This window comes from Chryseobacterium sp. 22458, assembly GCF_052044975.1.
Classification (GTDB): domain Bacteria; phylum Bacteroidota; class Bacteroidia; order Flavobacteriales; family Weeksellaceae; genus Chryseobacterium.
The window spans coordinates 74,339-97,641 of record NZ_JBQEOA010000002.1 but is presented as its reverse complement, the minus strand read 5'-3'; the positions used below and the strand labels follow the sequence as shown (position 1 = coordinate 97,641).

The following is a 23,303-nucleotide window of genomic DNA, read 5'->3' as shown; positions in this document are numbered from 1 at the left end:
TTGGAATTTTATTTGTTATTATAAAAAAAATGCATATTTTTGCACACTCATTTTATGGACAAGTTAAGAAACTATGACGTAAGCTTTTCCGGACTTAAAAACGGAAAACACGAGTTCAAGTTTGAGATTGATAAAACGTTCTTTCAATTATTTGACACTGAGCAGGAATTTACAAATCCCAGAATAGAAGTGAATGTCTTACTGGATAAGCACACTACTTTTCTAGAGTTTGAGATTAAAATTAATGGATTGGTTGAGTTGGTTTGTGATATCACAAATGAAAATTTTGATTATCCTATTGAGAATGAAATCAAGATTCTGGTGAATTTCGGGGAGGAATATGATGACAGCAATGAAGATGTTATTACGATCCCTACCAGCGACCATGCATTCAACATAGCACATTTGATTTATGAGAATGTAATGCTTTCTATCCCGATGAAAAAGATTTCACCGAATGTAAGTGATGAAGATCTGAAAATTCTTGAACAGTTCAGTCCGAAAGATATTGAGGAAACTGAAGAGGAAGAACATGAAAGCGACCCTAGATGGGATGCTTTAAGAAAATTAAGAGACAATAATTAAATAGAATAATTTAAATATGATGAGATGATGAATCTCATCGCTCATCAATTAAAAAAGTTATTAGAAAATGGCACATCCAAAGAGAAGACAGTCGTCTACAAGAAGAGATAAGAGAAGAACTCACTACAAAGCTGTAGTTCCTCAATTAGCTAAAGATGCAACAACAGGAGAGCTTCACCTATACCACAGAGCTCACTGGCATGAAGGAAAACTTTACTACAGAGGTAAAGTAGTATTGGAAAAAGAAGTAGCTGCTACTGAAGAAAACTAAGAGTCGCTTTTCGCTGAAAAAGCCTCATTTTAATACAAAAACCGCCCAATTTTGATAAAATTTGGCGGTTTTTTGTTGTTTTTTGCGTTTTTTTGGTATCTTTGGCATCAAATCAAATATCAAATTTATGGACATTAAAGACATACAAAATCTTATTAAGTTTGTATCTAAGGCTGAAGTATCAGAGGTGAAGTACAAAACTAAAGATTTCGAAATCACTATTAAAACTCCATTAGCTGGAAGCGATGCTGTTTATGCACAACCTGCAGTATACCACACTGCGCCACAGGCAGTAGCTGCTCCGGCACCTGTTGCAACTCCTGCTGCTGCACCTGCTGAGAAAGCTGAAGCGGCATCTGATGACAGCAAATATGTAACGATCAAATCTCCAATGATCGGTACTTTCTATAGAAAACCATCTCCTGATAAAGATGTATTTGTAAATGTAGGTGACGAAGTTTCTGTTGGTAAAGTAGTTTGCGTAATTGAAGCAATGAAATTATTCAACCAGATTGAATCTGAAATCAGCGGAAAAATCGTTAAGATCCTAGTTGACGACGCTACTCCTGTAGAATACGACCAACCATTATTCTTAGTAGATCCATCTTAATTTAGAAGTTAGATGTTAGACATTAGATGTTAGATTAAATTCTACATTAAAATAACACTATCTAATTTTCAAATTATCTAATTTTCAAATTGAAGAAGATGTTCAAAAAAATATTAATAGCCAATCGTGGCGAAATTGCAATGCGTATTTTACGTACTTGTAAAGAAATGGGGATCAAGACCGTTGCGGTATACTCTACTGCTGATAAAGACAGTCTTCACGTAAGATTTGCTGATGAAGCGGTTTGTATCGGTCCTGCGATGAGCAAAGACTCATATCTTAAAATCCCTAATATTATTGCTGCAGCGGAAATCACCAATGCAGACGCAATCCACCCGGGATACGGATTCTTATCTGAAAATGCTAACTTCTCAAGAATCTGCCAGAAGAACGGTATCAAATTCATCGGTGCTTCTCCTGAACAGATTGAAAAAATGGGAGACAAAGCAAACGCTAAGGCTACCATGAAAGCAGCAGGTGTACCATGCGTACCAGGTTCTGACGGTTTGATCGAATCTTACGAACACGCTGTAAAAGTTGCTGAAGAAACAGGATACCCTGTAATGATCAAAGCAACTGCAGGTGGTGGTGGTAAAGGGATGAGAGCTGTTTGGAAAGCTGAAGACCTTAAAGATCACTGGGAATCTGCTATTCAGGAAGCTGTAGCAGCCTTTGGAAACGGAGGGATGTACATGGAAAAACTGATTGAAGAGCCCAGACACATCGAAATCCAGGTTGCGGGTGACCAATTCGGTAAAGCTTGCCACCTTTCTGAAAGAGATTGTTCTGTACAGAGAAGAAATCAGAAATTAACTGAAGAGACTCCTTCTCCTTTCATGACAGATGAGCTTCGTGAAAGAATGGGTGAAGCTGCTGTAAAAGCTGCTGAATTCATTGGATATGAAGGGGTGGGAACTATCGAATTCCTTGTAGACAAACACAGAAATTTCTATTTCATGGAAATGAATACAAGAATCCAGGTAGAGCACCCTATTACTGAGCAGGTAATTGATTATGACCTGATCAGAGAACAGATTCTTCTTGCAGCAGGAACTCCTATTTCAGGAATTAACTATTACCCTAAATTACACTCCATCGAGTGTAGAATCAACGCTGAAGATCCTTACGCAGACTTCAGACCGTCTCCGGGAAAAATCACAGGATTAAACATCCCTGGCGGACACGGAATCAGAGTAGATACTCACGTGTATTCCGGATATACAATCCCTTCCAACTACGACTCTATGATCGCTAAGCTTATCACTACGGCTCAGACCCGTGAGGAAGCTATTGCAAAAATGAGACGTGCCCTTGAGGAGTTCTATATTGAAGGAGTAAAAACAACAATTCCTTTCCACAGACAACTGATGGATAATGAAGATTATCTTGCAGGAAACTACACTACAAAATTCATGGAGGATTTTGTAATGGATAGAAAATATGATAATCACTAAGATTATTTAAAAATAAAAATTTGAAACTGTCTCTTTTTGAGGCAGTTTTTTATTTTACCCTATAAGAACATTACACTTCCCTGAAACATTTCACCAACCGTTAATAAAAATTAACCTGTAAAAATCCTGTACTTATAAAGATATAATACCTACAACTTCCCTATTCGTAAAGAAAATATTCTCTGACCGGACTTTATTCTGCCTCAAAATTTACTTCAAATCTGACTATTAACTGCATCAGGTATTTGTTCATTCATCTGATTAATATTACGTAAATTTGTTGAAAACCAAAACATATGTCAACAGCAGAAACAACAAAAAACTCACAGTACTTTATTGACCTTGAAGACAAACATGGAGCACATAACTATCACCCTCTTCCAGTAGTTCTGGACCGTGGAGAAGGTGTTTTCGTTTGGGATGTAGAGGGCAAAAGGTATTATGATTTTCTTTCAGCATATTCTGCTGTGAACCAGGGCCACTCCCACCCTAAAATTGTAGGAGCATTGGTAGAGCAGGCACAAAAACTGGCTTTAACATCAAGAGCATTCTACAATTCTAAATTAGGAGAATACGAACAAAAGATCACAACTCTTTTCGGGTTTGACAAAGTTTTACCGATGAACTCCGGAGCTGAAGCGGTGGAAACTGCTGTAAAGCTTGCCAGAAAATGGAGCTATGAAGTAAAAGGAATTTCAGAAAACGCAGCAAAGATCATCGTTTGTGAAAATAACTTCCACGGAAGAACAACAACGATTGTTTCTTTTTCTAACGATCCTGATGCCAACCAGAACTATGGCCCTTTTACTCCAGGATTTATCAAGATTCCTTATAATGATATTGCTGCCCTGGAAGAAGTTCTGAGCAGAGAAGCAGATACTATTGCAGCATTTCTTGTAGAACCTATCCAGGGAGAAGCCGGAGTATATGTTCCGGATGAAAATTTCCTTAAAAGAGCTTCTGAACTATGTAAAAAATACAACGTTCTTTTCATTGCTGATGAAGTACAGACCGGTATTGCCAGAACAGGTAAATTAATTGCCTGCCATCATGAAGATGTGCAGCCGGACATTCTGATCTTAGGAAAAGCACTTTCCGGAGGGATGTATCCTGTATCTGCAGTGCTAGCGAATGACAATATCATGAATGTGATCAAACCGGGACAACATGGTTCTACATTCGGAGGAAACCCTATTGCCTGTGCAGTGGCAGTAGCAGCCCTGGATGTAGTGGCTGAAGAAAAATTATCCGAAAGAGCGGAACAACTCGGACAACTGTTCAGAGCTGAAATTGAAAAAATCATTGAAAAATCTGACCTGATTACCAAGGTAAGAGGAAAAGGACTTTTGAATGCAATCCTGATCAACGATACTCCAGAAAGTTCTACCGCATGGAATCTTTGCCTGCAACTGAAAGAAAACGGATTACTGGCCAAACCAACGCACGGTAACATCATCAGATTGGCCCCACCATTAGTGATCACTGAGGAACAACTGATGGATTGTGTAAAAATTATTGAAAAAACAATTCTTGAGTACAGATAACTGAGATTTTCTTGAGTGATGCAATAATATAATCAGCAGTATTTCAATTGCTGGTTCCTGAAAAAATAAGGGTATGGTGTTAGTAAGCCATACCCTTATTATATCAAAGCATGATATTTACCCCGAATACTCTTAAAAATATATAAAAAATCAGGCTTTTTTCAATTTAGGAATTGTATTTGCTGTATGAATCAGGATAAAATGAAATCTGCCTTCAGCACAGTATTTCAGCGGGATATAGAGAATAGATATAAATGACAAAGATTCGTCTATAAAATTCAAATTAAAACTTATCTTTGAAGATTAAAACTATTTAGAATGACATTAAGAGAGATATTACGTATTTCCTTATTAAACAAATCGTTGTGATGAATATAAGTGGTTTGATCATAACATACAATGAAGAAAAAAATATACAGGAGGTCCTTGAATGCTTTGATTTTTGTGATGAAATCATCATAGTAGACTCATTCAGCACGGACAAAACTGTAGAAATTGCCAAACAATTCCCCCATGTAAAGGTGATTCAGAATACATTTGAAGACTTTACAAAACAAAGAAATTTAGCGCTTGATGCTGCCAAAAACGATTGGGTATTATTTTTAGATGGAGATGAGAGAATTACTCCTGCCCTGAGACAGGAAATTATAGAAGAGCTCAATAAACCTGCACAAAAGGACGCCTATTATTTTTACAGGAAATTCTTTTTTGGCCAAAAACCGATCCACTTTTCAGGAACACAGTCTGATAAAAACTTCAGGCTTTTCCGGAAATCCAAAGCCAGATATATGGAAGGGAAAAAAGTACATGAAACGCTGGAAGTGAACGGAAGCATCGGGATTTTAAAAAATAAATTACTTCATTATTCCGTTTCAGATTATGAGTCATATAAAAAGAAAATGATTCACTACGGAGTTTTAAAGGGAAAAGAACTGGCTGCAAAAGGGAAAAAGTACAGTGTTTTAGTTCAATATCTTAAAACAGCTTTTAAATTCTTTAAAGCCTATATAATGAGACTTGGTGTTTTAGACGGAAAGGAAGGATATCAGCTATCTTACCTTCAATCTTTAAGTGTGTTTGAAACATATGAATCATTAAAAAAAGAGCAAAATTAGTTGGATGAAGATTTGTATCATTAGTTATGATTTTTGGGATTATGATAAGTATATTGTTGAAACATTATGCAAACGGGGTATTTATGCGCATCATATAAAAATCAGTTCCGTTACTCATTCCAACTTCAACGAAAGAGCAGTCAATGCTTTAAGCAAAACATTTTTAAATAAAAACCTTAAAACGGAAAAGAGACAGAAATACGTTCTTGACTCTTTGGAACAGCTTGGGCATCAGGACCAGATTTTGGTTTTGAATCCTGATACCTTCGATCTTTCCACTCTTAAAAAGATCCGGGAATATACAGACAGGCTGATCACTTATCTTTATGACAATCTTGAAAGAGTTCCGGTAGAGGATAAACTTTATCTTTTTGATAAGGTTTTCTCTTTTGACAAGATGGATGTAGAGCAGCACGGTTTTGAAAAAATCACCAACTATATCTACCTTCCCCATACCCCTAAAGAAACCCAGCACCCGAAAATGGATCTCTTCTACATCACGTCTTATGACAACCGAAGAGTTTCTATGATCAAATTATTAGCTAAAAAGCTGATCGATCAGGGACTGAAGTTCCAGATCATGGTGATCGGAAAAAAATCATGGAAGCATCAGCTCACCAATATTTTCATTAAAGTTCCAAAAAATCTGTTCCTGATTTTCAGTATCAAAAAGATTCCTCATAATGATCTTCCCAAATATTATAAAAACTCAAAGGTTCTTCTGGATCTGATGCGTGAAGGGCAATATGGCCTTAGCTTCAGAGTGTTTGAAGCCATGGCTCTGGAAAAGAAAATCATTACCGATAATGAGGCCATTACCACTTATGATTTTTACAATCCCAATAATATTTTGATTTTAAATGAAAATATCAGTAATCTTGACAAATCTTTCTTTGAAAAACCTTACGAAAAAATTCCGGATGAAATCTACTACCGATATACACTGGACAGTTGGGTGAACAAAGTCTTTGAGCTGGACACTAAAAAGTAACAAATGGGGATCTTAAAAAAAATAAAAAAACACTTCGAGAGAAACGAAAGACTCAAACATCTTCAGACTCAGGATATCGTCAACATTCACCTGTATGATGCTTCCCAAAAAACAATCCTTTTTGCCTCAAGAGATTTTCCTGCCCATGATAAAGAGTCTGGTGCCAACAGGCTGAAAGAGCTTATTCTGATCTATAAAGAACTTGGATACAACTGTATTCTGTTTGCCCCCCATATCTTTGAAGACAATTCTTATGTGAAGTTTTATCAGCAGCATAATATCATTGTTTTCGTTGAAAACAGCAGGCATAAAAATATCTATGATTTTCTCTCCTCATTTAAAAATATAGATTACGTCTGGTTCAATGGTCCACTTGCCCTGAATCTGTTCTATAAAAAAATGAAAAGCATCCTGCCGGATACCCGTTTTATTTACGACATGGTAGACATTCATTTTTTAAGGTTTAAAAGAGCTATAGAACTGGAACCGAACCGTATTTCATTAAAGAAAAACTACAAACACTTTTTCCGCCTGGAAACGGTTGTTGCCCCGCAGCTGGATTATATCATTGCCATTTCTGACAAAGAAAAAGAAATCATGGCTCAGTATGCGGATAAAAATAAAATCATTACCGTTTCCAATATCCATTATCCTAAAATTGATATTTCTGAAAGGAAAAGCTTCAATGAAAGCAAAGGAATTATTTTCATCGGCTCTATTCATGAACCGAATATTGATGCTGTAAAGTTTCTCTATGAAAAGATCATGCCCCTCGTCTGGAAAACCAATCCTGAACTCGAAGTAAGCATCATTGGTAATGTGGCTGAAAAGCTGGATATCAAACAATTTCCGAAATTTAAATTTTTAGGTTTTGTGGAAAGCATCGAAGAGCTGTTTATGACATCAAAGATCATGGTAGCTCCCCTGAGATTCGGTGCCGGTGTGAAAGGAAAGATCGGCCAGGCTTTTGAATATTTCTTCCCTGTTGTTACCACAGACATCGGTGCTGAAGGAATGAAACTTACAGATCAAAAAAATGTATTGATAGCCAATGATGAAAAGAGTTTCGCAGACGCCATCCTTGAACTGGACAGTAATGAAGAGCTCTGGAACACCTTAAGCCGGAACTCTGTTGACAGTCTGAGAGCATTTTCTCCCGAAGAGGTAAAAGAAAAGCTCAAAAGATTATAATTCAATTTATTAAATGTAAATTACATCACTTTTTTGACGATTTACATTCAATATTATTTCAAATAACTAATCGCTAGAATGAACTCAAATAAAAGAATATTATTTTTTTTCCCGGAAAACCCGTTTTCAAAACGAGCGGGCAATGTAGCAAGATCATATACCAATCTCAGACATTTAAAATCTTTAGGATTGAATATTGACCTGGTGGGCGTTGATGAGTTTTACAGAGGCTTCGATGATTCGGTTGAAAGTGTAGATAAAAATATCATTGACGATGTTCTGATCCTGAAAAGGAGACCGGTAAGAGACTTATCAAGCTATACTTACTGGAAATACAAAATCATAAAGTTATTCACGAAGCAAAAAACAGAAAATAACGGCTACTTTTATACCCGGTATTTCCTGGATACATTTGCGGAATTCTATCAGAAAAAGAATTATGACTATGTTCTGATCAATTATGAATTCTGGACAGATCTCATCAGAAAAATAGATTTGAAGGGGGCCACCACCATCGTTGATACGCATGACTGGATCACCCTTAATGAATATTACAAAAATAAAAAGCTCAATATCGGGGAAAAATTTAATGAAGAAATTCAGAATCTGGCGTTCTATGACAAGGTGATTACCATATCCAATGAAGAACACTTTATTTTTAAAAGCTTTTTAGGAGATAAGGTCATTAATATTCCGCCCAGCTTCCCGGAAAATTTTGAAACTGAAGCTATCAGGAAAGAGTATGATCTTATTTTTGTAGGTTCAGATAATCCGTTCAATGTAGATGCTCTCAACTGGTTTATAGAACATGTGTTGCCGTTATTGAATAGTGATATCAGAATATGTGTGATAGGAAGGATCTGCAAGCGTATCCCAGACCACAACAATATTGAAAAGTTCTTCTTTGTGGATCAGCTTAAAGAGTTTTATCATAAAAGTAAAGTAGCCATCTGCCCGATGCTTGGCGGAACCGGCATCAAAATAAAAGTAGTGGAAGCCTTATCCTTCGGTATACCGGTAGTGGGAACCGATAAAGCTGTGGACGGATTCTTTCAGAAAACAGGAAACGGCTGCCAGGTAAGTGATGATCCCCAAAAGTTTGCTGATATTGTCATGCAGCTTATCAGTGATCCTGTTTTGTATGAAAAACAAAAAGAAGAAGCCATTCTGTTCTTCAAAAACAATTTTACGGAAGACAAGGCCATTGCGCTTTGGAAGTCAATTTTAAATTAATATACCATGGCTGCAGCTCCTTTAATTTTATTTGTAAAAACCTACAGACCCGATTTTGAAAGAACACAAATTCTTTTACAATCTATAGAAAAGCATAATAAAGATAATATTCCCGTTATTATTTCTGTAAATGATTCTGATTTTGATTTCTTTAAGGAGAGAATCAGCAATTATAAAGTGATTAAAGACTCGGAGGTAATTCAGTGTGATATTAAAGACGGCTGGAGATACCAGCAAATTATAAAGGTGAACGTCTACCGTTTGGGGATCTGTGAAAATTATCTGTGTGTAGATGCAGATTCAGAATTCATCCGGGATTTTTATTACTCAGACTTTATGTATGATGATAAAACACCTTATACCATTATGCATGAATCCAAATCTTTTTTGGAGACCATGGAAAACATAGGCATAGATTCTGAAAAAATTTTCTTTAAGGAAGCTTTAAGAGCAACCCGTCCTTTTTTCGGAAACAAAGGAAAAGAGTGGGATTATGGTCCGTCACCTTATCTTTGGAGCTGTAAGGTCTGGGAACATTTAATTGAAGTATATTTAAAGGAACAAAATAAAAGCTTTGTAGATTTCTTTAACGATATTGATGCCATAACCACCCCTTCAGAATGTGTGATATACGGAGAATATCTTCTAAAGACAAGATTGATCGATATCTATCCTATAGAAGGATTTTTTAAAGTATATCATTACGAAAAACAATATGCACTTGAGAAAAAGTTTTATCATATTGACAAACTGAAAAAAAATTATTTGGGAGTTATTTTTCAGAGTAACTGGAAAATAAAAAAGAGAAAATTCTTATTATTTAAATGAAAATATCAATAGTTACAGCCTATTACAACCGGAAAAAATTATTTGAAAATACCCTTTCAAGTATTGTAATCCAATCTCCGGATCCTTCAATGGAACTGGAAGTTATTGCTGTGGATGACGGCAGTGATGAAGAAGAAAGACTGGAAGATCTGACGGAACAATACCCCTTCTTAAAGGTCATCAGATTAGAAAAAGCGGATAAATGGTATTTCAACTCATGTATTCCTTTTAATATTGGCTTCAGAGAGGCTAAGGGTGATATTGTGATCTTACAAAACCCTGAATGCCTTCATTATGGTGATGTATTAAAATATGCCCAAAAGCATATCAATGACAATAATTATATAAGTTTTTCCTGTTTTTCGCTTGGAATAGAAAGTACGGATAATCTGCATACCCTATTGAAAAATCCTGGAAAGCTTCAGAAATTAATGGCGGATAATAATGTAGGATATATCGGAGATGGGCTGGACTGCTGGTACAATCATTCTGTAACCAATCCCAAAGCATATCATTTTTGCGCAGCCATTACGAAGAAAAATTTATACGATTTAGGAGGTTTTGACGAAAGGTTTGCAAGGGGAATTGCTTTTGATGACAATGAATTTCTACACAGGGTCAAATTAAAAGGTCTACAGATAGAGATTATTGATCAACCTATTGTACTTCATCAGAACCATTATCAAAAAATATCGTATACTACAGATAAAAATCTGCTGGATGACGAAACATATCAGAAAAGACTTAAGCTGGCTGAAAAAAACAGAATTTTATTTGAGCTGGTCACCAAGTCGGATAAACCATGGAGAGCCAATTATTTTCACGAAAATGAAGAGCATAAAGTGAAAAGGAGCTTCATAGAAAAAATAAAATACAAAATAAAAAAACGTCTCTGACAGATAAACTCTGGATTTTACAGAAGAAAAATTAAAAACATTACAGGTTATGCAGTTGAGTGTGAATTATCATGGCTTTTTTAATGGCAACTTTGGAATTTCCGAAGCAACCCGGCTGAATGCTTTAGCTCTTGAAACAATTGGTATCAGAGTAAACCGGATTAATTATTCCAGTGAAACTTTCGAGAGAATTGACGATACTGCTTCAGAAAATGAGGCTTCCATTAATATTTTCCATATCAATATTAATTTCATCAGTGATTTTTTCTCTAAAAATCAGGACATGAAACTGAATGACTATTATAATATTATTTACTGGGCCTGGGAATTTCCGGAGGTTTCAGACAAGGTCATCAAGATTTTAGGAGCGTTTGATGAGCTTTGGGTTCCGAGTGATTTCTGCGTCAATATTTTCACACAATATACCGGAATTCCTGTCATCAGGTTTTCCCACCCTATTCAGAAATTAGCAGAGTCAAAAGATTTTGACCCGGCTCAATACGGTATTTCCGGCAGTCAGAAAGTTTATCTCACTATTTTTGATTCACTGAGTACTACCATCAGGAAAAATCCTGAAGCTACCCTCGAAGCCTTTACTTCGGTTTTTAAAGACAGCAAAGACAGTGTTTTAATCGTAAAAACCCATAATCTTGAAAGAAGCAAGGACGCACAAAAAGCATTGGAAAGCTATACCGACATTCCGAATGTTATTATCATCAATGAGCATTTCTCCAAAGAAAAATTACATTCTTTAATTCAGCAGTCCGATATTTTGATTTCACTTCATGGTTCAGAAGGTTTCGGCCTGACGATGGCAGAAGCTATGGCCTATGGAAAAATTGTGGTAGGAACAGGATACTCCGGTAATCTTGATTTTATGAATGTGAACAACAGTTTTCTTATTCAGTATGACTTCATAAAAACATCCAACACAAAAGGGCTGATTGACGAGGGGCTTACTCTGGCCAAACCAAGACTGGCTGATGCGATTGAGAAACTACAGTACATCAAAGATCATTTTGAATCCCTGAACAACATCAGGGAATATGCCAGGCTCCAGATCGAAAATAATTTTTCCATTGAGTTTATAGGGAATTTATTTAAAATCAGATTAGGCTTTATTGAGAATTCATATCTGAAAACAACGGAAAACAAGACCTCCAATAATGCCAATGATGTCTTTTATTTGAGTGAAATTGAAAAATTAAATAAGAGAGTCAACTATCTTGAACGGACTTTGTATAATAAAATCAGGAAAAAGATCAACCTTTTCTTTAAAAAGATAAAAAACAAATAAACGGAATACAATAAATTTTATTCACAAAGACAGACTCTTTTTATAAAACAATAAACTACCTATGAAAACGGGTAGTTTATTGTTTTATAACCCGATTGCTGCAGAATCCTTCTAAACAATTCATTTTTTCGGGTTACTTTAAGTAAATTTGCACAAAATTTTAATTGAAATGGAGAAAGTAAGAGTACGTTTTGCTCCAAGTCCTACGGGACCTTTACATTTGGGAGGCGTAAGAACCGCATTATATGATTACCTTTTTGCAAAAAATCAAGGGGGAGAATTTGTATTGAGAATTGAAGATACAGATACCGCCAGATATGTGGAAGGTGCTGAAGAATATATTGAAGAAGCTTTGGAATGGTGCGGAATCATCCCTGATGAAAGCCCTAAGAAAGGAGGGAAATTTGCCCCTTACAGACAGTCTGAAAGAAGAGACATCTATGACAGATATACAGAGCAGATCTTAAAAACAGATTATGCTTATATTGCTTTTGATACAGCAGAAGAACTGGATGCCATCCGTGCAGAATTCGAGGGAAAAGGAGAAGTTTTCTCTTATGATAACAAAACAAGGAATCGTTTAAGAAACAGTCTTGCTCTTTCTGAAGATGAGGTTGAAACCTTATTACTAAAAAAAACACCGTATGTAGTACGATTTAAAATGCCTGTTGACAGAGTATTAAATCTTGAAGATATCATCCGTGGAAAATCATCTGTAAATACCAATACTTTAGATGATAAAGTTCTGGTAAAAAATGACGGAATGCCTACTTACCACTTCGCCAACATCATTGATGACCACGAAATGGAAATCTCCCACGTGATCCGTGGTGAAGAATGGCTGCCATCTTTAGGGCTGCATACTTTATTATATGAAGCAATGGGCTGGGAAGCACCGCAGTTTGCCCACCTTTCTCTAATTTTAAAACCTGATGTTTCAGCATTAATCAATAAAGATAATATTGACGGAATCACAAAATCTTTCACGGATGAATTTGTGGCGAAAAACGATCAATTCTCTTTTGATGAAGCTGCTCCGGTCATCAAATCATTCTTCTCAGAAGTAAAAAGCCCTAGATTCAAATCGATGCTGGGGGAAAATGATAAGGACAATCCATTAACTGCTGCGGTAAAGCTATTTTTAAAGAAAGGCCTTTCAGGAAAATTAAGCAAAAGAGACGGTGATAAATTCGGATTCCCGGTATTCCCGCTTGATTTCAAAGATCCTGCAACAGGTGCTGTTTCTAAAGGATACAGAGAAAACGGTTACCTTCCTGATGCTTTCATCAATATGGTGGCATTATTAGGATGGTCTCCTGCAGATGATAAAGAAGTTCTTTCTCTGGATGAAATGGCTAAAGAATTTGATCTTCATAAGGTACATAAGGCAGGGGCAAGATTCAGCAAAGAAAAATCAGAATGGTTCAACCACCAGTATATTCAGATGAAAACGGATGAAGAACTTCTTGAGATGCTTAAAAACTCAGGTCTTGACTTATCCAATGCTTCTGACGAAAAGCTTTTAAAAGTAATTCCTCTGATGAAAGAAAGAGCAACTTTCCCTAAAGATATCTATGAAAACGGGAAATTCTTCTTTGAAGCCCCTACATCTTATGATGAAAAAGCATCTAAAAAAGCATGGAATGAAGAAACATCTGCCATTTTAGGTGAATTGTCAGCAGCCCTTGAATCTACAGACTTTGTTGCAGAAACATTAAAGCAGACCATGCATGATTTCGCAGAAAACAAAGGACTGGGGATGGGTAAAGTAATGATGCCGCTCCGTTTGGCTTTGGTAGGTGAATTGAAAGGGCCAGATGTTCCGGACATTCTGGAAATCATTGGAAAAGAGGAAAGTAGCGCCAGAATAAGCAATGCTATAAATAATTTTAAATAAAATTACCATAATTTTTCATACATTTGAAAGATTTAATTTACTTCAAGAAATGGAATATTTAAGTTTCGAACTTCCTATCAAAGAATTGATGGACCAATACCAGACGTGTTCTTTAGTAGGAGAAGAAAGTGGTGTTGATGTAAAATTAGCATGCAGCCAGATTGAGGATAAGATTTTAGAAAAGAAAAAAGAAATCTATGGCAATCTTACACCTTGGCAAAGAGTACAACTGTCCCGTCACCCGGATCGTCCTTATACCCTGGACTACATCAACGGAATGGCAGACAAAGGCAGTTTCTTAGAACTTCACGGAGACAGAAATTTCGCTGATGACCCGGCAATGATTGGAGGATTGATTACCCTTGATGGTCAGAGAGTGATGATCATAGGAACTCAAAAAGGAAGAACGACTAAGGAAAGACAGCACAGAAGATTCGGGATGCCTAATCCTGAAGGATACAGAAAAGCTTTAAGACTGATGAAGCTTGCTGAGAAATTCAACATTCCTGTGGTAACTTTGGTAGACACACCGGGAGCTTACCCTGGGTTGGAAGCTGAAGAAAGAGGGCAAGGAGAAGCTATTGCCAGAAATATTTTTGAAATGGTTCAGCTGAAGACACCTATCTTCACTTACATCATCGGAGAAGGTGCCAGTGGCGGAGCATTGGGAATAGGTGTAGGAAATAAGGTATACATGCTGGAAAACACATGGTATACGGTAATTGCACCGGAAAGCTGCTCTTCTATCTTATGGAGAAACTGGGATCACAAAGAAGATGCGGCCAATGCATTGAATCTTACTCCAGCTGATGCCTTAAGAGAAAAGTTCATCGACGGAATCATTGAGGAACCGCTTGGAGGTGCTCACTATGATCAGGAGACCACTTATTTAAACTTGAAAAATTCTATTTTACAAAATATCAAAGCTTTTTCCAAATTTACAGGACAGGAGCTTGAAACCCAGAGACAGGATAAATTCATTGCGATGGGTCAGTTTAAAGGATAAAAAATAAAAGGTTAAGAATTGCTTCTTAACCTTTTTTACTTTAGTTTCCTTCTCTTTTAATCAGATACATTGAGAGCAATCTCAATATCCTGAGTAATCTTCTTCAATGATGAATATTTGGCGTCACACACCATGGTTGTCAAAACATATTCTCCTTTATCAATCAGAATGAAGTTTTCTCCTTTGGCAGGAACACTCAGATTATAGTATTTCTTACCATTGATTTTTACAATCAGATTACAGGAAGATCTGTTTTTAATGTTGATATACGCTTCATTTTTATTGATATCATTATTAAAAAGATGGGTAAGCATGGCTGCAGTTTTCTTATTGGCTTCACTTGGGCCTGCTTTAGCAGAAGTACCGGCACTTTTTGCAGTACCTGCCGAAGCATAGCTCGCCAGTCTTTCTTCTTTCAATGCATTGATGGCATTATTTACTTTATCAGAATTATTGGTATTATTTTCAGTTTTGGTGGCTGTTGCTTTATTGGCCGCAATTACTTTACCACTGTTCAGCTCGTTATTTTTAACGATATTTTCAATTTTTTCTTTACTTATAGGTTTAATGGTAGGCTTTGCTTCAGGAGAATTATCGGCCATGATAATTTCCATCAGCCTTTTTTTAAAGTAATCATTGCGGGCATGCCCCGGATTTTGTTTAATAAAACCGGCAATCACCCTTGTCTCCTTTGAAGTTTCAGCTTCTTGTTCTGTATAAATAATAACGGTCTCTTTTTCTACAACAGCTTTAGATTTTGATTTCTTCTTTTTCTGGCTAAAACCGAGAGAAAAAATGCATATAAATAGAAGGAGGAAGATTTTTTTCATTAATCAAATCTTTAAAATAGTATTAAATATATTAATAACGTGAAAAGTCATTTTTTAGTTTATCATTAAAATCATTATCTTTGCACTGCTCTAAATTTAAGCTAAAAATTAATACTAATCTTAAATAAAAAAATAATAGATATTATGTCTTATACACCAGTTGCTGCAGACGTAGCGAAATTAAGAAACCAAACAGGTGCAGGTATGATGGACTGCAAAAAAGCTCTAGTTGAAGCTGAAGGAGACTTCGAAAAAGCGGTAGATATCCTTAGAAAAAAAGGACAGAAAGTTGCTGCTAACAGAGCTGACAGAGAGTCTACTGAAGGTGCAGTAATCGCAAGAGTAAACGAGGACAACACTTTAGGTGCTATCATCTCTTTAAATTGTGAGACTGACTTCGTTGCTAAAAACGAGGCTTTCATCGAGCTAGCTTACGAATTGGCTGAAATGGCTATCTTCGCTGCTACTAAAGAAGAACTTTTAGCTACTGACTTCCACGGGATCACTGTTGCTGAGAAATTAGTAGAGCAAACAGGAGTTATCGGTGAGAAAATCGAGATCGGATCTTTCGAAAGAATCCAGGGAGATTTCTTAGGAGCTTACATCCACGCTGGAAACAAAATTGCTGCAATCACTTCTCTTTCTGCTAAAGTAGACGGAGCTGACGAAGCTGCTAAAGCTGTTTCTATGCAGGTTGCTGCTATGAACCCAATCGCTCTTGACGAGAATGCTGTTTCTCAGGAAACTATCGACAGAGAATTGGAGATCGAAAGACACAAACTTACTGAAGAAGGTAAGCCTGCAAACATTATCGATAATATCCTTAAAGGTAAAATGCAGAGATTCTACAAAGACAACACTTTGGTACACCAGGACTTCATTAAAGACGGAAATATCTCAGTTGCTGACTATGTAAAATCTGTAAACGGAGATCTAAAAGTAACAGGATTTGTAAGAGTAAGCTTATAATCCGTATACTTAAAAAAATATCTGATCCCGGTGAAAGTTTCACCGGGATTTTTTTTATGAAAATACAGCGATCATTAACGCAATATGAAGCCAACTTTAAATATTCAGCAATTAAACCAAAAACTCAGTTTCAATGTTTTTTTTATATAAAAAGTTGACCATTAATGCTTAAATTTGCGGCCCTTATAATAACGCATGAAAAAAATTCTACTCGCTTTTTGCACTTTTATTTGCTTAATCGTTAATGCACAACTGGACAGTGAGCATTGGTTTGCCCCAATGTCTGCAAGCTCTCTTCAGGGAACACCGGAATGTTTCTTATATTTATCAACCAACGAAACCACTCCGTTTTCAGTGCAGGTTTCTAATAACAACATTGTATTTTCTACGGTACAGGTAAGTAAAAACAATCCTGTGCAGCTCACCATTCCGAACAATTACATGATTGCTTCCACGCCAAACAATCTGTTTACCGCAAACACGATGGGACTGCATGTAAAAGGAACTAAAAAATTCTTTGCCAACTTCAGGTTTTCAGTTCCCCAACAGGCTGAAATTATTACTTCTAAAGGAATGGCAGGGGTTGGAAAAACATTTTTCATCGGAACTGCGCCTACAACCTCACCAAAAGACTATGTAAATTCCACAGTAGGAGTAACAGCTACGGAAGACAATACCACAGTAACCGTATCGGGATACAACCCTAATATTATTTTCTCTAACGGTACCAGCTCAGCGACCAAAACCTTCACTCTAAGTAAAGGGAAATCCTATATTCTTGATGTTAATAGTAATATGGGCGGAACGACTAACAGAAGAGGATTATTAGGAGCTAAAATTGTTGCCAATAAGCCGATATCGGTAACTAACGGAAACTTCAATGGTCTTTATACCGCTCAAAACAATACCAACGTAGATATATTAATGGACCAGGCCGTGCCTACGGAAAGACTTGGGAAAGATTTTATCATGGTAAAAGGAAACGGGCCTAATAGTGTAGGAATGGAAAAAGCAATGATTGTTGCTACAGAAAACGGAACCAACCTTACCGTAAACGGAAATCCTGTGAACGGAGTAAACCTGAATGCAGGTGACTATTATATGATTGAAGGTAACAACTACATCAATCAGGGTAATGGAAATTATAATATGAGTATTTCCTCAAGTAAAAATGTCTATGTATATCAGCTTCTTGCAGGAGCTTCCGGAAGTACGGTTTATCAGACAGGAGGAATGAACTTTATCCCGCCATTAAGCTGTTTTCTACCTAAAGAAATTAATGAAATAGGATATATTAATAAGATTGGTAATACATCTTATGATACTAAGCTTAATATTATTACCCAGACCGGAGCAACAGTAACCGTAAACGGAGCTCAGGTGACAGGATTTGTACCTGTAAACGGAAACCCTAACTGGGTTACCTATTCAAAGACCAATGTTACCGGAAATATTACCGTAACATCTACAAAACCTGTCACTGCAGGAATTGCAGCAGGAAACGGAGCTGTGGGATACGGAGGTTATTTTGCAGGTTTCTCTTCTATTCCGGTGATTACCAAAACCGGAGACTGTTATCATGGGGTATCGCTGGAAGTAGAAAGTGGCTCTGATGCTTATCAATGGTACCTTAACGGAGCTATAATTCCTGGAGAGACCAACCCTACCATCAATCCAGATTTATATGGTTCAGGGTTATACACCTGTTATATTACGAAAAACAATTGTGAATCAAGATTTACAGCAGCCTATGATTACACGAAATGTCCGCCGATCACCACAACAGTCTTTGATATCGGGTCATGTAATACCAAAGTGATCGATCCGGTACTCACCAATTCTACCCAGGCTGTTGATCCTGCTTATACCACTGTAATTGTACAACCTGCCAACGGAACTCTTACCATCAACCCAACAACAGGTCAGATTATTTACACCCCGAATCCAGGTATTACGGCTGATATTACAGATACATTTACTTATTACATTCAGGGCGATGGCAATCCTGCAGCGTTTGAATATTTTAATATTGAAGTCAATACACATGTTCTTCAAACGAGTAATGCTTCTATGAGCTCATGCGCAGCAGCCAACGGAAATGGTACATTTGACCTCACTACTGCCGTTGTAACACAGGATGCTACTGCCACGAAAACATATTTCACCAATGCTAATCTTATAGGTCAGATTATGGCTCCTGCTTCATATTCAGGGCCAGCCGGAACAGTATATGTGAAAATAACGTCCATATATGGATGTTCCCAAACAGCTACGATCACTTTAAATGCCTATCCTACTCCAAACCTTAATACCGCCAACTTCAACGCAACTATTTGTGATAACAACTTTGAGGGTGTTGTGAATGTTAATTTTGCCACCGTCACTCCGCAGATTGTAACCAATCCTGCCAACTTCCAGGTAAGCTATTACCTAAACCAGGCTGATGCCAATGCCGGAAATAACAATACGCTTCCTGCCAACTGGACTTTTACAGCCAATACAACGGTTTATGTAAGAGTATCTGCCAATGTAGGGGGATGTCCTCCTGCTTTAGGACAGATCAACTTTACCATCGGAAATAAAATACCTTTGATAACCGGTAATGCAAAAGCTGAAATCTGTGACAATGATCTTAATGGTTCTGAAACTTTAAATCTTAATGATTATAAAAACCTATTCACCACTGACCCTGGAGTAATTCTGTCTTTTTATTCTTCATTAGCCAATGCCCAGACAGGAACCAATCCTATTGCAGCATCACAGGCACTTACCGCAGCAGGTGGTATCTTCTATATAAGATTCCAGAGCAGTACAGCATGTCCTAATACTGCTGTTCTGACCCTTAATCTGAAAACGCCTAAAAAATCTGCTACCCTTAATGACAAGGTTATCTGTTCCAACGAGAAAATCATGCTGGATGCAGGACCTGGCTTTACTTCATACCTATGGAGTACCGGTGCTGCTTCCCAATCTATTTCTGTGGGGGCGGGCACTTATTATGTAGATTTAGGATTCAATGGGTGTGTATACCGTCAGTTTGTCAACGTAACAGCATCTCAGGCTCCCAATATTACCCGAATTGACGTGACAGGATCTACTGCTACAGTCTTTGTAACCGGAGGAACAGCTCCTTATAAATACTCATTAAACGGAATCAATTATCAGACTTCTAATGTCTTCACAGGATTATCCAGAGGGCTGCATACCGTGTATGTATTAGGAGCAGACGGGTGTAGTCATGTGACTAAAGAATTCCTGGTCATCAACCTTATCAATACCATCACTCCGAATGGAGACGGCATCAATGACGTATTAAACTACTCTGAATTAAGAATAAAGCAGGATGTCATGATTGAAGTTGCAGACCGATATGGAGCTTCTGTATACAAATCTTCTGATAAAAACTATATATGGGACGGAAAATCCAATGGCAGAAGCCTTCCTACAGGAACTTACTGGTATGTAATAAGATGGACAGAGCCTGATACAAAATTACCAGTTTCATATTCAGGATGGCTTTTAATTAAAAATAGGGAATAATTTTTTAACATTTATTTATATTTTATTAAAAGTATTTCATTTTTTATTTTAATTTTGTAGAAATCCTAATTCCATAAACATGAAAAGATTTCTACTCAGTTTGGTATTAATTTTTTTTACAATTAATACTCTTTTTGCACAAAGGGATACCGAGCACTGGATTGCTCCATACTATGACAGTTACGGAGGCTATACAAATATGCTATACCTCTCCACTGATTCGGTAACTCCTTTTGATGTAGTCATATACAATAACAACGCTGTTGTTACAACTGTGACCATCAGTAAAGGAAACCCGCAAACCTACAAAGTAACCAACAACCTTATTTCGACAGGAACGCTCACAGAAGCCTTCAATATCGGGACAAAAGGACTTTATTTAAAAGGAACAAAACCATTTTATTGCAGCTTAAGACTTGCGCAGGATATCCATGGAGAAGTAATCACCAGTAAAGGAAAGGCCGGAATAGGGAAGAAATTCTTTGTTGCGCAAAGTCCTAACACAGACACGAGCTCTTTTTATAACTTTACAGCCGGAATCCTTGCTACTGAAGACAATACCAATGTAACGGTAACCTGGAACAATACTCCCGGAGTAACATTCATCAATGGATCTGCAGTTACCGGTAACACCCATTCTGTCACTTTACAAAAAGGACAGTCTTTTATTTATGCAGGGTCAGGTAGCCAGGCTACTAACCAAAACGGGTTCATGGGAGCCAAAATTGTTTCGGACAAGCCTATCACTCTTACCAATGGAAGCTGTAATGCTAACTTCTCAGCAAACCCAAGCGGAACAGACCCGGTTCTTGACCAATCGGTTCCTACAGACAGACTTGGAAATACGTTTGCTATGGTAAAAACAAGATCTACTCAGCCTTCACTGAACATGGAGGGAGGTCTTATCATTGCTACGGAAGACAATACAGAGGTTTATCTGAATGATTCTACAACTCCGGCAGCTACTTTGGATGCAGGACAATGGTATAGAATCAATGAAACCAGCTATGCTACTCCTCCTGGAGCAACCAATCATAAGAACATGTTCATTTCAACAACTAAAAATGTTTACCTGTATCAGTTTATTGGTATTGATAGTAATGCTGCTACTAACGGTTTCAACTATATTCCACCTTTGAACTGTTTCCTTCCAAGAAAAATTGACGAAATCGGAAAAATCAACGAAATGCCTCTTGGAACCGGAGGTGCGAGTGTTACACAGGGAGATTTAGTTGTAAAATTAAATATCTTAACAGAAGCTGGAGCAACCGTACTTGTAAATAATAACCCTCCGGCAGCAACTGATGGACCTTTCCCACTAACCGGAAATACGAACTGGGTAACCTACGCAATAACGGGAGTAACAGGAAATATTGCCATCACCTCTACGAAAGCAGTAACAGCTGGTATCAATGGCGGATATAGTACTGCAGGATACGGAGGTTATTTTGCAGGATTCTCATCTATCCCTCTTATCTCTAAAAAAACAGGAGAATGTGTTCCTGGTATTATTCTGGAAGTAGATGACGGATATGAAACTTATCAATGGTTCCGTGAGGGGGTAGCCATCTCAGGTGCAACGTCTTATACTTACACTCCTACACAATCCGGAAATTATACGGTAAGAGTAACAATGGGAACATGCCCTCCTGTTACAACACCTATCTATAAAGTACAGAACTGCTTAAAAGAAACAACACAGACCCTTAATGCTTGTTCAACTAAAATTATTACTCCTACATTTACTTCATCAACCCAAACTGTGGTTCCAAGTACGGTAGTAATTTTAACGCCACCGGCACATGGTACAGCTGTAATAAATTCAAACGGAACAATTACCTATACACCTACAACAGGATATTTAGGCCCGGATAAAATCGTCTATAAATTCTGCGGAAATTCAGTAGAATTCACAGATTGCGAACAGGTGACTTTAAACCTGACTGTAGTACCATTTATTGTATACGATGCTGTAATCAAATCATGTTGGTATGATGTAGATCCTTATGCATATTTCGATCTTACTAAGGCTAAGCTTTCTGATTACGGAGCCATTACAAAAAAATACTACCGTACACTGAATGACCTTACAGCGGGAATCAACGAGATAACAACACCTGACAACTTCCCTTCAACCGGAGGATTTGTATATGTGAAAGTAACAACTGCTGAAGGCTGTACGGCTAATGCAAAAATTCAATTGATCACACTTCCAATCAAGAAGTCTCCGGTATTGGTAGATCAGTATATCTGTATTGATGCAACAACCAATCTGGATGCAGGCCCTGGATATGACTCTTATCAATGGAGCACAGGAGCTACCACTCCGGGAATCAGAAACGTAGGTGTTGGAGAATATACCGTAATTCTTGGTAAAGACGGTTGCTTCCTTACACAGACTGTAAGAGTAAGAAAAGTGGAAGATCCGGTAATCCAGACGATTGAAATCAATAACAACAGTGCATCAGTTATTGTAAACGGTGGTAAACCTCCTTACAAATATGCTGTTGACGGAACTGTTAACTGGCAGGATTCAAATACATTTACAGGATTAAGCAGAGGGCAACATACCTTCTTTGTGAAAGATGCCAACAACTGTACACCTATATCTGTAGAGATCACAATTCCTAACCTGCTGAATGCAATCACTCCTAACGGAGATAATGTAAATGACTTCATCGACTACAGCGAATTAGCTTACAAAGAAAATCTTACGTTTGTAGTATATGACAGATACGGAAATATGGTATTCACAGGAAACAAATTCAACAACTACAAGTGGGACGGAAAACATTTCGATAAAAAAATCGTAACAGGAACCTACTGGTATCACGTTAACTGGAATGAGTCTAACAAGGACAAAACTCCTATCAAATATACAGGTTGGATTCTTGTAAAAAACAGAGAATAATCTACTGAAACTATAGTTTAAAAACCACGATTACTGCAATCGTGGTTTTTTTATTAATATATTAACAGATTATTTAAAATATTTCAAAAACTAATCGATTATTCTCATATTTTTGTAAAAACCATAATATCCTAC

Annotated in this window: 18 protein-coding genes; 17 read left to right on the top strand and 1 reads right to left on the bottom strand. The window is 37.1% G+C overall.

Annotation, left to right across the window (positions count from 1 at the left end):
* The first annotated feature begins 54 nt into the window (after positions 1–54).
* The 14 genes from ACTJJF_RS07750 (at position 55) to ACTJJF_RS07685 (ending at position 14,918) form a co-directional block, all read left to right on the top strand.
* Positions 55–585, top strand: a complete 531-nt coding sequence (locus ACTJJF_RS07750) for a YceD family protein (protein ID WP_312303262.1) — start codon at positions 55–57, stop codon at positions 583–585.
* Between the two features lie 67 nt (positions 586–652).
* Positions 653–856: a 50S ribosomal protein L32 gene (rpmF, locus tag ACTJJF_RS07745; RefSeq protein WP_002976251.1), complete on the top strand. Its 204-nt coding sequence runs from the start codon at positions 653–655 to the stop codon at positions 854–856.
* Positions 857–983: 127 nt separating this feature from the next.
* Complete coding sequence (gene accB / locus ACTJJF_RS07740) at positions 984–1,466, top strand: acetyl-CoA carboxylase biotin carboxyl carrier protein (RefSeq protein ID WP_065395338.1); 483 nt, start codon at positions 984–986, stop codon at positions 1,464–1,466.
* A 98-nt stretch (positions 1,467–1,564) separates the two neighbouring features.
* The gene (gene accC / locus ACTJJF_RS07735) at positions 1,565–2,920 is read left to right on the top strand and encodes an acetyl-CoA carboxylase biotin carboxylase subunit (protein WP_312303254.1); all 1,356 of its coding nucleotides are present in this window, start codon (positions 1,565–1,567) and stop codon (positions 2,918–2,920) included.
* A 296-nt stretch (positions 2,921–3,216) separates the two neighbouring features.
* The gene (gene rocD, locus ACTJJF_RS07730) at positions 3,217–4,464 is read left to right on the top strand and encodes an ornithine--oxo-acid transaminase (RefSeq protein ID WP_440699273.1); all 1,248 of its coding nucleotides are present in this window, start codon (positions 3,217–3,219) and stop codon (positions 4,462–4,464) included.
* A 368-nt stretch (positions 4,465–4,832) separates the two neighbouring features.
* A complete protein-coding gene (locus tag ACTJJF_RS07725; protein ID WP_312303518.1) occupies positions 4,833–5,579 on the top strand; it encodes a glycosyltransferase family 2 protein in 747 nt (248 codons plus the stop codon).
* 4 nt (positions 5,580–5,583) lie between these two features.
* On the top strand, positions 5,584–6,570 hold the full coding sequence (locus ACTJJF_RS07720) for a glycosyltransferase family protein (protein WP_440699272.1): 987 nt from the start codon (positions 5,584–5,586) through the stop codon (positions 6,568–6,570).
* Positions 6,571–6,573: 3 nt separating this feature from the next.
* Entirely contained in the window at positions 6,574–7,761 is a 1,188-nt protein-coding gene (locus ACTJJF_RS07715; RefSeq protein WP_312303245.1) for a glycosyltransferase family 4 protein, read from the top strand.
* A gap of 78 nt (positions 7,762–7,839) precedes the next feature.
* The gene (locus ACTJJF_RS07710) at positions 7,840–8,994 is read left to right on the top strand and encodes a glycosyltransferase (RefSeq protein ID WP_440699271.1); all 1,155 of its coding nucleotides are present in this window, start codon (positions 7,840–7,842) and stop codon (positions 8,992–8,994) included.
* A gap of 6 nt (positions 8,995–9,000) precedes the next feature.
* Positions 9,001–9,822, top strand: coding sequence for a DUF6492 family protein (locus ACTJJF_RS07705; RefSeq protein WP_312303240.1), 822 nt, complete (start codon positions 9,001–9,003; stop codon positions 9,820–9,822).
* Entirely contained in the window at positions 9,819–10,718 is a 900-nt protein-coding gene (locus tag ACTJJF_RS07700; RefSeq protein ID WP_440699270.1) for a glycosyltransferase family 2 protein, read from the top strand. Before ACTJJF_RS07705 ends, ACTJJF_RS07700 begins: the two co-directional genes overlap by 4 nt.
* Positions 10,719–10,767: 49 nt before the next feature.
* Positions 10,768–12,015, top strand: a complete 1,248-nt coding sequence (locus tag ACTJJF_RS07695; protein ID WP_440699269.1) for a glycosyltransferase — start codon at positions 10,768–10,770, stop codon at positions 12,013–12,015.
* 169 nt (positions 12,016–12,184) lie between these two features.
* Positions 12,185–13,912 (top strand): glutamate--tRNA ligase, encoded by a 1,728-nt coding sequence (gene gltX, locus ACTJJF_RS07690; RefSeq protein ID WP_440699268.1) that lies wholly within the window; start codon positions 12,185–12,187, stop codon positions 13,910–13,912.
* Between the two features lie 49 nt (positions 13,913–13,961).
* Positions 13,962–14,918 carry an acetyl-CoA carboxylase carboxyltransferase subunit alpha gene (locus ACTJJF_RS07685; RefSeq protein WP_065399506.1) on the top strand — a complete coding sequence of 319 codons (957 nt, stop codon included), beginning with the start codon at positions 13,962–13,964 and terminating at the stop codon, positions 14,916–14,918.
* Positions 14,919–14,974: 56 nt separating this feature from the next.
* Here ACTJJF_RS07685 and ACTJJF_RS07680 read toward each other — a convergent pair whose 3' ends face one another.
* Positions 14,975–15,748, bottom strand: coding sequence for a DUF6759 domain-containing protein (locus ACTJJF_RS07680; protein ID WP_440699267.1), 774 nt, complete (start codon positions 15,746–15,748; stop codon positions 14,975–14,977).
* A gap of 144 nt (positions 15,749–15,892) precedes the next feature.
* Between ACTJJF_RS07680 and tsf the strand changes: the two genes are divergently transcribed.
* The 3 genes from tsf to ACTJJF_RS07665 all read left to right on the top strand — a co-directional run bounded on the left by tsf (position 15,893) and on the right by ACTJJF_RS07665 (position 23,168).
* Positions 15,893–16,717, top strand: coding sequence for a translation elongation factor Ts (tsf, locus tag ACTJJF_RS07675; RefSeq protein WP_312303223.1), 825 nt, complete (start codon positions 15,893–15,895; stop codon positions 16,715–16,717).
* A gap of 195 nt (positions 16,718–16,912) precedes the next feature.
* Complete coding sequence (locus ACTJJF_RS07670; protein WP_440699266.1) at positions 16,913–20,257, top strand: T9SS type B sorting domain-containing protein; 3,345 nt, start codon at positions 16,913–16,915, stop codon at positions 20,255–20,257.
* Between the two features lie 79 nt (positions 20,258–20,336).
* The gene (locus tag ACTJJF_RS07665) at positions 20,337–23,168 is read left to right on the top strand and encodes a gliding motility-associated C-terminal domain-containing protein (RefSeq protein ID WP_440699265.1); all 2,832 of its coding nucleotides are present in this window, start codon (positions 20,337–20,339) and stop codon (positions 23,166–23,168) included.
* Positions 23,169–23,303: the final 135 nt, after the last annotated feature.

Excerpts from the sequence above, each read along its gene's own strand:
- rpmF (WP_002976251.1), top strand. The coding sequence starts at position 653 with ATGGCACATCCAAAGAGAAGACAGTCGTCTACAAGAAGAGATAAGAGA.
- ACTJJF_RS07680 (WP_440699267.1), bottom strand. The coding sequence starts at position 15,748 with ATGAAAAAAATCTTCCTCCTTCTATTTATATGCATTTTTTCTCTCGGT.
- ACTJJF_RS07665 (WP_440699265.1), top strand. The coding sequence starts at position 20,337 with ATGAAAAGATTTCTACTCAGTTTGGTATTAATTTTTTTTACAATTAAT.
- rocD (WP_440699273.1), top strand. The coding sequence starts at position 3,217 with ATGTCAACAGCAGAAACAACAAAAAACTCACAGTACTTTATTGACCTT.
- ACTJJF_RS07685 (WP_065399506.1), top strand. The coding sequence starts at position 13,962 with ATGGAATATTTAAGTTTCGAACTTCCTATCAAAGAATTGATGGACCAA.
- ACTJJF_RS07710 (WP_440699271.1), top strand. The coding sequence starts at position 7,840 with ATGAACTCAAATAAAAGAATATTATTTTTTTTCCCGGAAAACCCGTTT.
- accB (WP_065395338.1), top strand. The coding sequence starts at position 984 with ATGGACATTAAAGACATACAAAATCTTATTAAGTTTGTATCTAAGGCT.
- accC (WP_312303254.1), top strand. The coding sequence starts at position 1,565 with ATGTTCAAAAAAATATTAATAGCCAATCGTGGCGAAATTGCAATGCGT.
- ACTJJF_RS07670 (WP_440699266.1), top strand. The coding sequence starts at position 16,913 with ATGAAAAAAATTCTACTCGCTTTTTGCACTTTTATTTGCTTAATCGTT.
- gltX (WP_440699268.1), top strand. The coding sequence starts at position 12,185 with ATGGAGAAAGTAAGAGTACGTTTTGCTCCAAGTCCTACGGGACCTTTA.
- ACTJJF_RS07705 (WP_312303240.1), top strand. The coding sequence starts at position 9,001 with ATGGCTGCAGCTCCTTTAATTTTATTTGTAAAAACCTACAGACCCGAT.
- tsf (WP_312303223.1), top strand. The coding sequence starts at position 15,893 with ATGTCTTATACACCAGTTGCTGCAGACGTAGCGAAATTAAGAAACCAA.
- ACTJJF_RS07720 (WP_440699272.1), top strand. The coding sequence starts at position 5,584 with ATGAAGATTTGTATCATTAGTTATGATTTTTGGGATTATGATAAGTAT.
- ACTJJF_RS07715 (WP_312303245.1), top strand. The coding sequence starts at position 6,574 with ATGGGGATCTTAAAAAAAATAAAAAAACACTTCGAGAGAAACGAAAGA.
- ACTJJF_RS07695 (WP_440699269.1), top strand. The coding sequence starts at position 10,768 with ATGCAGTTGAGTGTGAATTATCATGGCTTTTTTAATGGCAACTTTGGA.
- ACTJJF_RS07725 (WP_312303518.1), top strand. The coding sequence starts at position 4,833 with ATGAATATAAGTGGTTTGATCATAACATACAATGAAGAAAAAAATATA.
- ACTJJF_RS07700 (WP_440699270.1), top strand. The coding sequence starts at position 9,819 with ATGAAAATATCAATAGTTACAGCCTATTACAACCGGAAAAAATTATTT.
- ACTJJF_RS07750 (WP_312303262.1), top strand. The coding sequence starts at position 55 with ATGGACAAGTTAAGAAACTATGACGTAAGCTTTTCCGGACTTAAAAAC.